We start from the raw sequence: 12,492 nt of genomic DNA on the forward strand, positions 1-12,492 counted from the left end.
CCCTTGCCACCGTGCGCGCCCCTTTCGCTCTGTATGTCGTACAAGCGTTTAGCGATTACGTCGTACCCGCGTGTTCTCGGTGACGGTAGCAGCCGGGACCGGCCGTACCGGGACGCCGTACGGGACGCCGTGCCCCCGTCGGAGGAGCCGTAGGCTGTTTGCGTGCTCTTGCTCGCCGTGGATACCGCCACCCCCGCCGTCACCGTCGCCCTTCACGACAAAAGCTCCGTCGTCGCCGAGTACGGCCAGGTCGACGCCCGAAGGCACGGGGAGCTGCTGCTGCCCGCCGTCGACCGGGTCCTCGCCGAGGCCGGGGTGAAACTCGACGCCGTGACGGACGTGGTCGTGGGCGTCGGCCCCGGCCCGTACACCGGGCTGCGGGTGGGCCTGGTCACGGCCGCGACCTTCGGCTCCGCCCTCTCCGTGCCCGTGCACGGGCTGTGCACCCTGGACGCTCTCGCGTACGCCGCCGGGCAAGGCGGTCTGGAGGGCCCGTTCGCCGTCGCGACGGACGCCCGCCGCAAGGAGGTGTACTGGGCGAGATACGAGGACTTCCGTACGCGCGCCACGGAGCCCGCCGTCGACCGGCCCGCCGACATCACCGAGCGGCTCGCCGGGCTTCCCGTCGTCGGCGCGGGCGCCGTGCTCTACCCGGAGGCGTTCCCGGACGCCCGGGGCCCGGAGCACGTCAGTGCCGGTGCGCTCGCCGCCCTCGCCGCCGAGCGCCTGGCCGCGGGTGCGGAACTGCTGCCGCCGCAGCCGCTCTACCTCCGCAGGCCCGACGCCCAGGTTCCGAAGAACTACAAGGTGGTCACCCCCAAGTGACGAGCACGACTGCCGTACTGCGCGAGATGCGCTGGTGGGACATCGATCCGGTGCTGGAGCTCGAACACGAGCTGTTCCCCGACGACGCCTGGTCGGCCGGCATGTTCTGGTCCGAGCTGGCGCACTCCCGCGGTGCGCGGGCCACCCGCCGCTACGTCGTCGCCGAGGATCCCGTGACCGGCCGGATCGTCGGCTACGCCGGGCTCGCCGCGGCGGGTGACCTCGCCGACGTACAGACCATCGGTGTCACCCGCGACCACTGGGGCGGCGGCCTCGGCTCCGAACTCCTCAGCGATCTGCTGAAGCACGCCACGGCCTTCGAGTGCGCCGAGGTGCTCCTCGAAGTCCGCGTCGACAACACCCGGGCGCAGAAGCTGTACGAACGCTTCGGCTTCGAACCGATCGGCTTCCGCCGCGGCTACTACCAGCCGGGCAACATCGACGCACTCGTCATGCGCCTGACGGTGCAAGAGCCCGTACAAGAGACAGAGACTGACTGATGGCTGACGAACCGCTCGTACTCGGCATCGAGACCTCCTGCGACGAGACCGGCGTCGGCATCGTCCGCGGTACGACGCTGCTGGCGGACGCCGTGGCGTCCAGCGTCGACACGCACGCCCGCTTCGGCGGTGTCGTCCCGGAGATCGCCTCCCGGGCTCACCTGGAGGCGATGGTCCCCACCATCGAGCGCGCCCTGAAGGAGGCCGGGATCAGCGCCCGCGACCTCGACGGCATCTCCGTCACCGCGGGTCCCGGACTCGCGGGCGCGCTGCTCGTCGGCGTCTCGGCCGCCAAGGCGTACGCGTACGCGCTGAACAAGCCGCTCTACGGGGTGAACCACCTCGCCTCGCATATCTGCGTCGACCAGCTGGAGCACGGCCCGCTGCCCGAGCCGACGATGGCGCTGCTGGTCAGCGGCGGCCACTCCTCGCTGCTCCTCGCGCCCGACATCACCAACGACGTACGGCCGCTGGGCGCGACCATCGACGACGCGGCGGGCGAGGCCTTCGACAAGATCGCCCGGGTGCTGGATCTCGGCTTCCCCGGCGGTCCGGTCATCGACCGGCTGGCGAAGGAGGGCGACCCGAAGGCGATCGCGTTCCCGCGCGGTCTGAGCGGCTCGCGCGATCCCGCGTACGACTTCTCCTTCTCCGGTCTGAAGACCTCGGTGGCCCGTTGGATCGAGGCCAAGCGGGCGGCGGGCGAGGAGGTGCCGGTGAGGGACGTGGCGGCGTCCTTCCAGGAGGCCGTCGTGGATGTGCTCACCCGCAAGGCCGTCCGGGCCTGCAAGGACGAGGGCGTCGACCACCTGATGATCGGCGGCGGCGTGGCGGCCAACTCGCGGCTGCGGGCGCTGGCCGAGGAGCGGTGCGAGCGGGCCGGTATCCGGCTGCGGGTGCCGCGGCCGGGGCTGTGCACGGACAACGGGGCGATGGTCGCGGCGCTGGGCGCGGAGATGGTGGCCCGCGGCAGGCCGGCGTCGGACCTGGAGCTGTCCGCGGACTCGTCGCTGCCGGTGACCGACACCCACGTCCCCGGTGCCCATGCGCACGACCACGACCACGTGCACGAGATCAGCAAGGACAACCTGTACTCATGAGTGGCACGGGCGGTACGACCGTCGCGCTGATGTGGGAGGCCCGCGCCGTCGACGGCAGAGGCCCCGAACTCCTGGAGTGGGCGCGCGCCCGCGCGGCCGAGCTGGCCCGCGAGCCGCTGCGGCGCGAGCTGCTGCGCGCCCCGCAGGACCGGGTCCTGGTCATCACCTGGTGGGCGGCGGCCTACGGCGACGAGCTGCCCGAACTCCCCGAACCGGCCGCCGAGTTGATCACCCGTCCGGTGCACCGCTGGCGCTTCGAGTCCCTGGGGTCGTAGAGGCTCACGGACGGGGGAGTGCTCGGGCCGGGGCGAACCCCTCGGTGGGAGGGGCCCTTCGGCCGGCCGACGTCGTGGGACGTTCCTCGGTTGATCAGCCCCTCGATGATCGCGTCGAGCTCCTCGGCCGTCTCGCAGTGACGGCGACCGCCCGGCCGATCCGGCGGCGGGGTACGCGGCGGCGTTCCGGGTCTGTGCCGGGCTGCTCGCGCTCGCGGTGCTGGTGGTCCTGATGCTGCTCCCGGCACCGGAACGGACCGCTGCGGTGGCCGCTCCGGAAGATTCTCAGAAGAATTCCGTGGGAGCTGTCGATCCGGGTGTCTCCCGCTCGACGCAAGGGTGAGAGGCGGGGAAGGACCCCGCCCCTTCCGACCGAGGAGTCACCATGCCCCGCTTCCTGTCGCTGATCCGCATCGACGAGCAGAACCTCCCCTCCGAGAACCCGGGCCCCGAGTTCGAGAAGCGCATGGGCGCCCTGTTCGAGGAGATCACCAAGGCCGGGGTCATGCTGGAGACGGCCGGACTCACCCCGACCTCCGAGGGCACCAGGGTCACCTGGTCCGGCGGCAGGCTCAGCTACACCGACGGCCCCTTCACCGAGACCAAGGAGGTCGTCGGCGGCTACGCCATCCTCCAGGTCAAGGACAAGGCCGAAGCCCTGGAATGGACCAAGCGGTTCCTGCAGATCCACCCGGAGAGCTGGACCGTCACCTCCGAGGTCCGGCAGATCGACGAGGCCCCGAGCATCTGACCGGCCCGGTTTGCCGCGTCCCCGTGCCGCTGCTCTGATGGGTGACCGTGACGGCAGCACGTGCGAGGACGGCGGTCGAGGCGGTCTTCAGGATCGAGTCCGCGCGGATCATCGCGGGTGTCACCCGCATCGTGCGGGACGTGGGCATCGCCGAGGAACTTGCGCAGGACGCCCTGGTGGCCGCGCTGGAACAGTGGCCGGAGTCAGGTGTCCCGGACCGGCCGGGCGCCTGGCTCATGGCCACCGCCAGACACCGCGCGATCGATCTCGTACGCCGCAGGGCGACGTACGCGCGCAAGCTCGCCGAGGTGGGGCGGGCCCTGGAGGACGTGCCACCGCCCGAGACTGGCCCGCAACGCACGCGAACGCGAGCTGCTCCTGGACCGCGCGGCCCATCCGGACCGCGCCGGGCGATGAGTTCCGGGCGCCGCCCCGGCCCCGTTCCCGGACCGGTCAGGGGACGGCGACCCCCATCGAGTCGGCCGCCATCGGCTTCGGGGCGCCCTTCGCGTAGAACACTTCGAGATCGACGATCGTGAACCCCGCGGCCGTCAGCATCTCGGGGATCGGCCGGGTCAGATGGCACCCGCCGAAGATCCGCCGCTCCAGTGGATCGAGGCGGCGCTGCCAGCGGCGTACGTCCTCGTCCTCCTCCGGCGCCAGCCCGTGCTCCAGGAAGTGCAGGGTCGCACCGGGTTTGAGGACCCGCCGCACCTCGCGCAGCGCCGCGTCGGCGTCGGGGATGGTGCACAGCGCCCACGTCGAGAGGGCGCCGTCGAAGGTGTTGTCCTCGAACGGCAGGTACTGACTGTCCAGGCAGGCGCGGCGCACCAGGGCGTGCCCCGCGTCGATGCGGTCCCGGGCCAGCTTCCAGCCGAGATCGGACGGCTCGACCGCGGCCACGTCGGTGACGGCCTCCGGGTAGAACGGGACGTTGTGCCCGGAGCCGAACCCGATCTCGATGATCTCGCCGTACAGGCCTTCGCAGACCCGGCGCCGCAGCGGCTCGACCGCCTTCGCGCGCCCGGCGGCATCGGCGATCCGGGGCACGATCCGTTCGGCATAGAACCCCATCGTGAACCTCCGTGTGTCCCTTCCCAGCATGGCACCCCGGTGGCCCCGACGCACCGTGCCGTCCACAGAAACACACGGTCGATAGGGTCTGGCCCATGTCCAGCCGCGCACAACTGCCGCCGCCCCCACCGCCCGTGGAGATACGTTCCTGGCCGGACCGTGAGGCGCTGCTCGCCGACCGGGCCGTGGTGCTGGGGGAGTTGGTGAAGAGGCATGTCTCCCCGGCGCGGCTGGTGACGCTGTGGCTGTGCGGGGCGCTCTGCGCGGTCGGCTGGTCGCTGGTGGGCGCGGCGCTCATCACGTTCGAGGAGACCTACGACATCTTCAGCGCCGTGCTCGCCGTGATCCTCGCCGGAACGGGTGCCTGCTGCGTGGTGCCCGCGGTCTTCCTCGTCGTCATCGGGCTGCGCCGCGACAGTGAGATCCGCCGACTGCTCGCCGCCTGGGGCGGGTTGGACCGCGATCCGGTGCGCGACGCGCGGCTGAGGATGCCGGGCGTCAGTCTGGTCTGGCTGCTGCTGTCGTTCGCGCTGTGCGTTCTCGGGCTGTACACCTGCATCGCGGTCCCGGCGACCGACGAGACGGTCCGGGGCGGTTTCGGCCTCGCCGCCCTGGTCATGGGACTCGGGATGACCTGCTGGCTCGTCGGACTGATCGGTGTCACCAAGGCCTTCGCCCACCGGCGTTGGGTGCTGCGGGTACTGGTCGGGGCGCCCGCCCCGGAGCCGCTGTTCTCCCCCGGAGGCGGCGCGCACCGCTGAGAGCCTGTCGGGCGGCCTCTGATCGGGCGTGGCCGCCCGACAGGTTCTGAGCCCGGACCTGTCCTGGCCGGACGCATGAGCCACGCAGGGGGAGGAGTGTCGCATGGAGTGGTACTGGTGGGTGCTCATCATCTTCTGGACGGGCGGCTTCGGATGGGCCGTCGACAACGTCCGTACCGCGCTGCGCAACCGGCACAGCCGCAAGCTGGAGCTGCTGGAGGCGGCCAGGCAGGAGCGGCTGGCCGTCGAAGCGGCCCACAAGCCGCCGGAGCCGGTCTGCGGCTGCACGCACCATCTCGCCAAGCACGACAAGCGGGGCAGGTGCCATGAGCGGGTCGAGGTGCCGACGGCCTGGGACGAGGCCAAGAAACCGGTCCGTTTCGAGTCCGGCCAGTGCAACTGCCAGCAGTACGTGGGTCCTCAGCCACTTTCCCAGGTGTACGCCGAGGACCTGACCGACCTGGCCTGACGGCCGCCCCCGCCGGTCAGGCGGGACCGGTCAGCGGGTGGCCGATCAGCATCGTCGGGGCTCCGGCCACCCGGGTGAGGAAGACCGTCGCGGCGTTCGGCCCCTGGAGCTTCATCCTGCGGCGCAGCTCCTCCGGCTCGACGGCCGAGCCGCGCTTCTTCACGGTCAGGACGCCGACCTTCCGCTCCCGCAGCAGCGCCTTCAGCTTCTTCATGTTGAACGGCAGCCGGTCGGTGATCTCGTATCCGGTGGTGTACGGGGAGTCGTACGGCTCGTCGCTCGTGACGTACGCGATGGTCTCGTCGATCAGCCGGCCGTCGCATCGCGCCACGATGTCGGCGACCAGATGCGCGCGGATGACGGCGCCGTCCGGCTCGTACAGATAGCGGCCGACCGGGCCGACGGGCGGGGCGGGCAGCGGGGCCGCGGACCACAGCGCGGCGCCGCCCGGCAGCACGGTGGCCCGGTACGAACCGGCCGTGAAACCCTCGCCGAACCAGAGCACCGCCTCCTTCACATCGCCGCCGTCCGAGATCCACTCGGCCTCGGCCCGCGCCGGGATCGCCTCGTGCGGGATGCCGGGGGCGATCTTCAGCGCGGCGCGCGGGGCCGCGAGCGCCGCGCCGGTCGCCCAGGAGAGCGGCGGCGAGTACGCCTCGGGGTCGAAGATCCTGCCCCGGCCGCCGCGCCGCGCCGGATCGACGAAGACCGCGTCGTACGGCGAGGTGTCGATCCCGGTGACATCGGCGCGGCGCACCTCGATCAGACCGTCCAGACCGAGTGCGGCGGCGTTGGCACGCGCCACCTCGGCGGTCAGCGGATCGCGGTCCACGGCCAGGACCGAGATGCCCGCCCGTGCGAGCGCGATCGCGTCGCCGCCGATCCCGCAGCAGAGGTCGGCGACGCTCCGTACCCCCGCCGCCACGAACCGCCGCGCGCGATGGGTGGCCACCGAGGTACGGGTCGCCTGCTCGACGCCGTTCGGCGTGAAGAACATCCGGTACGCGTCCTCGGCACCGAATTTCGCCACCGCCCGCTGCCGCAGCCGTGCCTGCCCCAGCGCGGCCGACACCAGGGAGGCCGGGTGGGTGCGGCGCAGCCGGGTGGCGGTGGCCAGCTCCTGGGCGGGGTCGTACGAGCGCAGTTCCTCCAGCAGCGCCGCGCCCTCCGGGGTGCGCAGGGCCATGAAGGCGGCGAGCGGGTCGTCGGCGCCGGACGGGGCATCGGCGCCGGGCCCGTCGGGCCCGTCCGGCGGGTCGTTCGGGGCGTTCGGGTCGTTCGGGGCGAGAGCGTTCACCCGTCCCATTGTGAGCCAGCCGGGTTGACCGGCGGACCCGGCGGCGGTGTCGCACCCCGGGGTCCGTCACGGGCTGGCAGGATGCGACGTCATGTAACTTATACGACAAAAGGATGAATTAAACATGGAAAGGCGAGAATCGGGCACGCTCGACGCCGGTGCGCGCCGGGCTCCCGGCGCGGACCGGCCGGCCCGTGTGGTCCTGGCCCTACTCCTGCTCGCCGCCGTCGGCTCGGGCTGCGCGTCCGCGGCCGGCGACCGGGGTGACGCGGACGCCGAGCACCGGGCCCGACCCTCCGCCGGACACCCGGGCGCTCCCGGACGGAAGGCGGGCCCCGGGCGACCGGCCGAACAGGGCCGCGCGCCCGCCGGATCCCACGAGAACGCGAAGTTCGCCCCGGCCGTGCGGGCGGCCCTCGCGAAGAAGTGGGGACTGGGCGGGCCGCCGCTGGTCGCACCCCCGCCGCCCGCGGTGAAGCCGCACCTCACCACCCGGGAGGGATTCGAGGTCAAGGGCGGCGACGACTCGCTGCCGCCGGTGTTCACCACCGTCCCGACCAAGGACCGGGTCGTCTTCCTGACGATGGACGACGGTGCCGAGAAGGACCCCGAACTGCTGCGGATGATGGATGAGCTGGACATCCCGTACAGCGCGTTCCTCAGCGACTACGAGGTGAGCGACAACTACGGGTACTTCGGCGAGGCGCAGCGGCTGGGCGTGTCCCTCAACAATCACACGCTCAACCACCCCTACCTGCCCGGCCTCTCCTACAGCGGGCAGAGGCGCGAGATCTGCGGCCAGCAGGACATCATCGAGAAGCAGTTCGGCAAGCGTCCGACCCTCTTCCGCCCGCCGTACGGCAACTACAACGGGGACACGCTCCGCATCGCGAAGTCCTGCGGCATCAAGGCCGTGCCGCTCTGGAACGAGGAGGCGTTCCCGGACCACATGGAATGGCGCGAGGAGGATCAGGACCTGCACCCCGGCGACATCATCCTCACGCACTTCCGCGGCCGGAAGGAGTGGAGCGGCAGCATGACCGACCTGGTCCGCGCGGTCATGAAGACCATCACGGACAAGGGGTACGCCGTGGCCCGGCTGGAGGACTACGTATGAGAAGGGCGCACCGGCTGCTCGCCGGACTGCTGACAGCCGGTGCGCTGCTGACCGCCACCACCGCGTGCGCGCAGTCGGTGGATCCGATCGAACGGCTGGGCCGCAAGGCCGCGCAGAAGATGACCCGGCCGCGGCCGGCGCCCGAGGCCGGCCCGCGGGCGCGTCCGCGCGGCGATCACGGGGCGCCGGGGTCGCTGGTCGTCGTCGCCTGCCCTCAGCCGCCGGAGTCCAGGCACTCGTGGTTGTCGCCGCCGCTGAGGCACTGGTGGCCGGACCGGCCGGGATCGTACGAGGGTGCGGGGGCCGGTGCCGGGTGCGCGCGGCGGTAGTCCTCGTGCCCGGTCAGTACTGTGACCAGACACAGCAGCAGTGCGGCCAGGACCTGGATGCCACCCGCCCAGGGCCAGTTCGAGCGGATCAGGACCACGGCGAACAGGGAGATCACCGCGGCGATCCCGCCGAAGACGAGGACGGGTGTCCAGTCCATCGGCGGCGGACCGGGCGCCTCCCGGCCGCCGAGGTCCAGTCGCGAGACCGTCAGGGAGTAGGCGGCGACCGCGCAGATCAGCCCCTCCAGGGCCACCAGCAGCAGACCCAGCAGCACGTCGAGGCAGCCGTTCACGGTGCGAGAGGGGTGCTGCGTGGCCCAGGGGCGGGGCGGCGGCGGGTTCGACGGTCCGCGCGGAGGTTCGAGCATGAACCCACGGTCGTACGGAACGGTTCGGTCCGCCCCCGCGTTGTCCTTATGGTGTCCGGACTGTTGCCCGGACTGTTGCCCGGACTGTTGCCCGGACTGTTGCCCGGACTGTTGTGCGGTCCGTGGTCCGGGGGTGGGAAGCGGCGGGGGCGGGCAGGGCTTCCGGCACGCCACGACTGGCCGAATTGGCACTCCGCTTGACCGAGTGCTAATCCCGGTCATAGTCTCGGTGCTGGCACTCGCCACTGGAGAGTGCCAGCAGTACTGGCGACTGGCAGGTCCGGCACCCGCGACGACGGATCCACCTGGTCGCCACCCAAAGACTCTTAACCCCGTGAGATCTCCGAAGGGGGAGACCGGATCGTGTCGACCGCCAGCACCAAGGTTGCGATCAAGCCGCTCGAGGACCGCATTGTGGTCCAGCCGCTCGACGCCGAGCAGACCACGGCCTCCGGCCTGGTCATTCCGGACACCGCCAAGGAGAAGCCCCAGGAGGGCGTCGTCCTGGCCGTGGGCCCGGGCCGCTTCGAGAACGGCGAGCGCCTGCCGCTCGACGTCAAGACCGGCGACGTCGTGCTGTACAGCAAGTACGGCGGCACCGAGGTGAAGTACAACGGCGAGGAGTACCTCGTCCTCTCGGCTCGCGACGTTCTCGCGATCATCGAGAAGTAATTCACCCACGTTTGCTTCTGTTCTGCGCCCCTGGCCCCCTGCGAACTAACCAGCCGGGCGGTCGGGGGCGCAGTTCATTTGAGAGGAAAGCTCAGCTCCCATGGCGAAGATTCTGAAGTTCGACGAGGACGCCCGTCGCGCCCTTGAGCGCGGCGTCAACAAGCTTGCCGACACGGTCAAGGTGACGATCGGCCCCAAGGGCCGCAACGTCGTCATCGACAAGAAGTTCGGCGCTCCCACCATCACCAACGACGGTGTCACCATCGCGCGCGAGGTCGAGCTCGACGACCCGTACGAGAACCTCGGCGCCCAGCTGGTGAAGGAAGTGGCGACCAAGACCAACGACGTCGCGGGTGACGGTACGACCACCGCCACCGTGCTGGCCCAGGCGCTCGTCCGCGAGGGTCTGCGCAACGTCGCCGCGGGTGCTTCCCCGGCCGCCCTGAAGAAGGGCATCGACGCCGCGGTCAAGGCCGTGTCCGAGGAGCTCCTCGCGACCGCCCGTCCGATCGACGACAAGAGCGACATCGCCGCCGTCGCCGCGCTCTCCGCGCAGGACCCGCAGGTCGGCGAGCTCATCGCGGACGCGATGGACAAGGTCGGCAAGGACGGTGTCATCACCGTCGAGGAGTCCAACACCTTCGGTCTGGACCTCGACTTCACCGAGGGCATGGCCTTCGACAAGGGCTACCTGTCCCCGTACATGGTGACCGACCAGGAGCGTATGGAGGCCGTCCTCGACGACCCGTACATCCTGATCCACCAGGGCAAGATCGGCTCGATCCAGGAGCTGCTCCCGCTGCTGGAGAAGGTCATCCAGGCCGGTGGCTCCAAGCCGCTGCTGATCATCGCCGAGGACGTCGAGGGCGAGGCGCTGTCGACCCTCGTCGTCAACAAGATCCGTGGCACCTTCAACGCCGTCGCGGTGAAGGCCCCGGGCTTCGGTGACCGCCGCAAGGCCATGCTCGGCGACATCGCCACCCTCACCGGTGCGACCGTCATCGCCGAGGAGGTCGGCCTCAAGCTCGACCAGGCCGGTCTGGACGTGCTGGGCACCGCCCGCCGCGTCACCGTCTCCAAGGACGACACGACGATCGTGGACGGCGGCGGCGAGCCCGGCGACGTCAAGGGCCGGGTCAACCAGATCAAGGCCGAGATCGAGGCCACGGACTCCGACTGGGACCGCGAGAAGCTCCAGGAGCGCCTCGCGAAGCTGGCCGGCGGCGTGTGCGTGATCCGTGTCGGTGCCGCCACCGAGGTGGAGTTGAAGGAGAAGAAGCACCGTCTGGAGGACGCCATCTCCGCGACCCGCGCCGCGGTCGAGGAGGGCATCGTCTCCGGTGGTGGCTCCGCCATCGTCCACGCCGTCAAGGTCCTCGACGGCAACCTCGGCAAGACCGGCGACGAGGCCACCGGTGTCGCGGTCGTGCGCCGCGCCGCGGTCGAGCCGCTGCGCTGGATCGCCGAGAACGCGGGCCTCGAGGGTTACGTCATCACCTCGAAGGTCGCCGAGCTCGACAAGGGCCAGGGCTTCAACGCCGCGACCGGCGAGTACGGCGACCTGGTGAAGGCCGGCGTCATCGACCCGGTCAAGGTCACCCGCTCCGCGCTGGAGAACGCCGCGTCCATCGCGTCGCTGCTGCTCACGACCGAGACGCTGGTCGTCGAGAAGCCGGCCGAGGAAGAGGCCGAGGCCGGTCACGGCCACGGTCACTCGCACTAGTGCCCCTCCCGGCGACGTTCGCCCTGTCGATCGTCGCCGGTCACGGCACCAGCGTGTAGCTCCACCCGGACACTGAGGCCCGGTACCCCGTCGCGGGGTACCGGGCCTCGGCATGTGCGGCGTTCCCGGGCCGGGGATGCCGCCGGGAGGTGCGGGCAGGGGATGGAGCCCGCGTCAGGCCGAGTGCGGCAGCACCTCCGGCAGCACCGGGTCCGCGAAGGGCAGACCCCGTACGTACCGTTCCGTCTCGTCCAGCGCCTGGTCGGCCATCCGGTGCAGCTCATCGCCCAGCGAACCCGCGACATGCGGCGTGAGCAGTACATTCGGCAGGTCGTACAACGGCGAGTGCGCGGGCGGGAGTTCGGGCTCCGTCACATCCAGCACCGCGTGCAGCCGGCCGGCCGTCAGCTCGGGCAGCAGTGCCTCCTCGTCGACCAGCGAACCCCGTGCCGTGTTGATCAGCGTCGTCCCGGTCGCCATGGCCGACAGCTGAGCCGCGCCGATCAGATGGCGCGTCTGGGGAAGCTGCGGCGCGTGCACCGAGACGACCGAGCTGCTCGCGCACAGCTCGTCGAGCGAGGTGAGCCGTACGCCCAGTTGAGCCGCCTGCGGCCCGTCCACGTACGGGTCGTACAGCAGGACGTCCAGATCGAAGGGGCGCAGCAGCTCGATCACGCGCCGGCCGATGCGGGAGGCGCCGATGATACCGACCGTACGGCGGTAGTTGCCCCAGCCGTTGAGTTCCGCGAGCCAGTCGTGGTCGGCGCGCAGGGTGCGATAGCGGTCCGCGGAGCTCAGGACCCGCTTGCCCGCGAAGAGGATCGCGGCGAGGGTGAATTCGGCGACGGGCAGCGCGTTGGCCCCGGCCGCCGAGGTGACGGCGAGCCCGCGCTCCCAGCAGGCGTCGGTGATGTGGTGCTTCACGGAACCCGCCGCATGCACCACGGCGCGCAGCCGGGGCGCGGCCGACAGCACCTCGGCGGTGAGCGGAGTCACGCCCCAGCAGGTGAACAGCACCTCGGCCTCGGCGAGCGCGGCGGCCACCTCGGGCGTCGGGTCGGCCAGGTCGTGGGCGACGAGGTAGGGGTCGGTGCGGGTGAGGGCGGCCAGCCGGGTGCGATGGCGGTCGGCGAGCAGGCGGTCGGCGACGCCGGGGCCCATCGCGAGCAGGGCCGTCGGCCGGTTGTCAGTGGCGTGGGGCATGGTGGGACTCGTACTCCTCAGGGCTCGC

General features: G+C 71.3%; 14 protein-coding genes and 1 pseudogene. 11 read left to right on the forward strand and 4 right to left on the reverse strand.

Going from position 1 to position 12,492, the window contains the following annotated elements:
• Positions 1-162: 162 nt before the first annotated feature.
• From tsaB to ABZ826_RS03640, 6 genes and pseudogenes are all read left to right on the forward strand, one after another.
• Positions 163-825 (forward strand): tRNA (adenosine(37)-N6)-threonylcarbamoyltransferase complex dimerization subunit type 1 TsaB, encoded by a 663-nt coding sequence (gene tsaB, locus ABZ826_RS03615; RefSeq protein ID WP_361441514.1) that lies wholly within the window; start codon positions 163-165, stop codon positions 823-825.
• Positions 822-1,325, forward strand: a complete 504-nt coding sequence (gene rimI, locus ABZ826_RS03620; RefSeq protein WP_361441517.1) for a ribosomal protein S18-alanine N-acetyltransferase — start codon at positions 822-824, stop codon at positions 1,323-1,325. Before tsaB ends, rimI begins: the two co-directional genes overlap by 4 nt.
• Positions 1,325-2,425 (forward strand): tRNA (adenosine(37)-N6)-threonylcarbamoyltransferase complex transferase subunit TsaD, encoded by a 1,101-nt coding sequence (gene tsaD / locus ABZ826_RS03625; protein ID WP_361441520.1) that lies wholly within the window; start codon positions 1,325-1,327, stop codon positions 2,423-2,425. Before rimI ends, tsaD begins: the two co-directional genes overlap by 1 nt.
• Positions 2,422-2,700 (forward strand): hypothetical protein, encoded by a 279-nt coding sequence (locus ABZ826_RS03630; RefSeq protein WP_361441523.1) that lies wholly within the window; start codon positions 2,422-2,424, stop codon positions 2,698-2,700. Before tsaD ends, ABZ826_RS03630 begins: the two co-directional genes overlap by 4 nt.
• Positions 2,701-3,085: 385 nt before the next feature.
• Positions 3,086-3,451: a YciI family protein gene (locus ABZ826_RS03635; RefSeq protein ID WP_361441526.1), complete on the forward strand. Its 366-nt coding sequence runs from the start codon at positions 3,086-3,088 to the stop codon at positions 3,449-3,451.
• 41 nt (positions 3,452-3,492) lie between these two features.
• Positions 3,493-3,795, forward strand: a pseudogene (locus ABZ826_RS03640) (sigma factor); the annotation flags it as partial.
• A 109-nt stretch (positions 3,796-3,904) separates the two neighbouring features.
• Here the strand turns inward: ABZ826_RS03640 and ABZ826_RS03645 are convergent.
• The gene (locus ABZ826_RS03645; protein ID WP_361441529.1) at positions 3,905-4,525 is read right to left on the reverse strand and encodes a methyltransferase domain-containing protein; all 621 of its coding nucleotides are present in this window, start codon (positions 4,523-4,525) and stop codon (positions 3,905-3,907) included.
• Between the two features lie 95 nt (positions 4,526-4,620).
• Here ABZ826_RS03645 and ABZ826_RS03650 point away from each other — a divergent pair, with 95 nt between their 5' ends.
• Positions 4,621-5,286, forward strand: coding sequence for a hypothetical protein (locus ABZ826_RS03650; RefSeq protein ID WP_361441532.1), 666 nt, complete (start codon positions 4,621-4,623; stop codon positions 5,284-5,286).
• 103 nt (positions 5,287-5,389) lie between these two features.
• Entirely contained in the window at positions 5,390-5,755 is a 366-nt protein-coding gene (locus ABZ826_RS03655) for a hypothetical protein (protein ID WP_361441535.1), read from the forward strand.
• Between the two features lie 16 nt (positions 5,756-5,771).
• Here ABZ826_RS03655 and ABZ826_RS03660 read toward each other — a convergent pair whose 3' ends face one another.
• Entirely contained in the window at positions 5,772-7,061 is a 1,290-nt protein-coding gene (locus ABZ826_RS03660) for a class I SAM-dependent methyltransferase (RefSeq protein WP_361441538.1), read from the reverse strand.
• A 115-nt stretch (positions 7,062-7,176) separates the two neighbouring features.
• Here ABZ826_RS03660 and ABZ826_RS03665 point away from each other — a divergent pair, with 115 nt between their 5' ends.
• A complete protein-coding gene (locus ABZ826_RS03665; RefSeq protein WP_361441541.1) occupies positions 7,177-8,169 on the forward strand; it encodes a polysaccharide deacetylase family protein in 993 nt (330 codons plus the stop codon).
• A 214-nt stretch (positions 8,170-8,383) separates the two neighbouring features.
• On the opposite strand, the gene ABZ826_RS03670 is transcribed toward ABZ826_RS03665, so the two are convergent.
• On the reverse strand, positions 8,384-8,866 hold the full coding sequence (locus ABZ826_RS03670) for a DUF6234 family protein (protein WP_361441544.1): 483 nt from the start codon (positions 8,864-8,866) through the stop codon (positions 8,384-8,386).
• A gap of 363 nt (positions 8,867-9,229) precedes the next feature.
• Here ABZ826_RS03670 and groES point away from each other — a divergent pair, with 363 nt between their 5' ends.
• Together groES and groL are read left to right on the forward strand one after the other, a co-directional pair.
• Positions 9,230-9,538 carry a co-chaperone GroES gene (gene groES / locus ABZ826_RS03675; protein WP_093540722.1) on the forward strand — a complete coding sequence of 103 codons (309 nt, stop codon included), beginning with the start codon at positions 9,230-9,232 and terminating at the stop codon, positions 9,536-9,538.
• 100 nt (positions 9,539-9,638) lie between these two features.
• Positions 9,639-11,261 (forward strand): chaperonin GroEL, encoded by a 1,623-nt coding sequence (gene groL, locus ABZ826_RS03680; RefSeq protein WP_361441547.1) that lies wholly within the window; start codon positions 9,639-9,641, stop codon positions 11,259-11,261.
• Between the two features lie 174 nt (positions 11,262-11,435).
• Here the strand turns inward: groL and ABZ826_RS03685 are convergent, their stop codons facing one another.
• Positions 11,436-12,464, reverse strand: coding sequence for a hydroxyacid dehydrogenase (locus tag ABZ826_RS03685; protein WP_361441550.1), 1,029 nt, complete (start codon positions 12,462-12,464; stop codon positions 11,436-11,438).
• Positions 12,465-12,492 lie beyond the last annotated feature (28 nt).

The sequence above is a fragment of the Streptomyces sp. NPDC047515 genome, from assembly GCF_040643055.1.
In the GTDB taxonomy this organism is placed as follows: Bacteria; Actinomycetota; Actinomycetes; order Streptomycetales; family Streptomycetaceae; genus Streptomyces.

What these genes read in the sequence shown, in the direction of transcription:
- ABZ826_RS03630 (WP_361441523.1), top strand. Translation starts at nt 2,422, where the DNA reads ATGAGTGGCACGGGCGGTACGACCGTCGCGCTGATGTGGGAGGCCCGC.
- ABZ826_RS03685 (WP_361441550.1), bottom strand. Translation starts at nt 12,464, where the DNA reads ATGCCCCACGCCACTGACAACCGGCCGACGGCCCTGCTCGCGATGGGC.
- ABZ826_RS03670 (WP_361441544.1), bottom strand. Translation starts at nt 8,866, where the DNA reads ATGCTCGAACCTCCGCGCGGACCGTCGAACCCGCCGCCGCCCCGCCCC.
- groL (WP_361441547.1), top strand. Translation starts at nt 9,639, where the DNA reads ATGGCGAAGATTCTGAAGTTCGACGAGGACGCCCGTCGCGCCCTTGAG.
- ABZ826_RS03660 (WP_361441538.1), bottom strand. Translation starts at nt 7,061, where the DNA reads ATGGGACGGGTGAACGCTCTCGCCCCGAACGACCCGAACGCCCCGAAC.
- ABZ826_RS03650 (WP_361441532.1), top strand. Translation starts at nt 4,621, where the DNA reads ATGTCCAGCCGCGCACAACTGCCGCCGCCCCCACCGCCCGTGGAGATA.
- tsaD (WP_361441520.1), top strand. Translation starts at nt 1,325, where the DNA reads ATGGCTGACGAACCGCTCGTACTCGGCATCGAGACCTCCTGCGACGAG.
- ABZ826_RS03635 (WP_361441526.1), top strand. Translation starts at nt 3,086, where the DNA reads ATGCCCCGCTTCCTGTCGCTGATCCGCATCGACGAGCAGAACCTCCCC.
- ABZ826_RS03655 (WP_361441535.1), top strand. Translation starts at nt 5,390, where the DNA reads ATGGAGTGGTACTGGTGGGTGCTCATCATCTTCTGGACGGGCGGCTTC.
- ABZ826_RS03665 (WP_361441541.1), top strand. Translation starts at nt 7,177, where the DNA reads ATGGAAAGGCGAGAATCGGGCACGCTCGACGCCGGTGCGCGCCGGGCT.
- ABZ826_RS03645 (WP_361441529.1), bottom strand. Translation starts at nt 4,525, where the DNA reads ATGGGGTTCTATGCCGAACGGATCGTGCCCCGGATCGCCGATGCCGCC.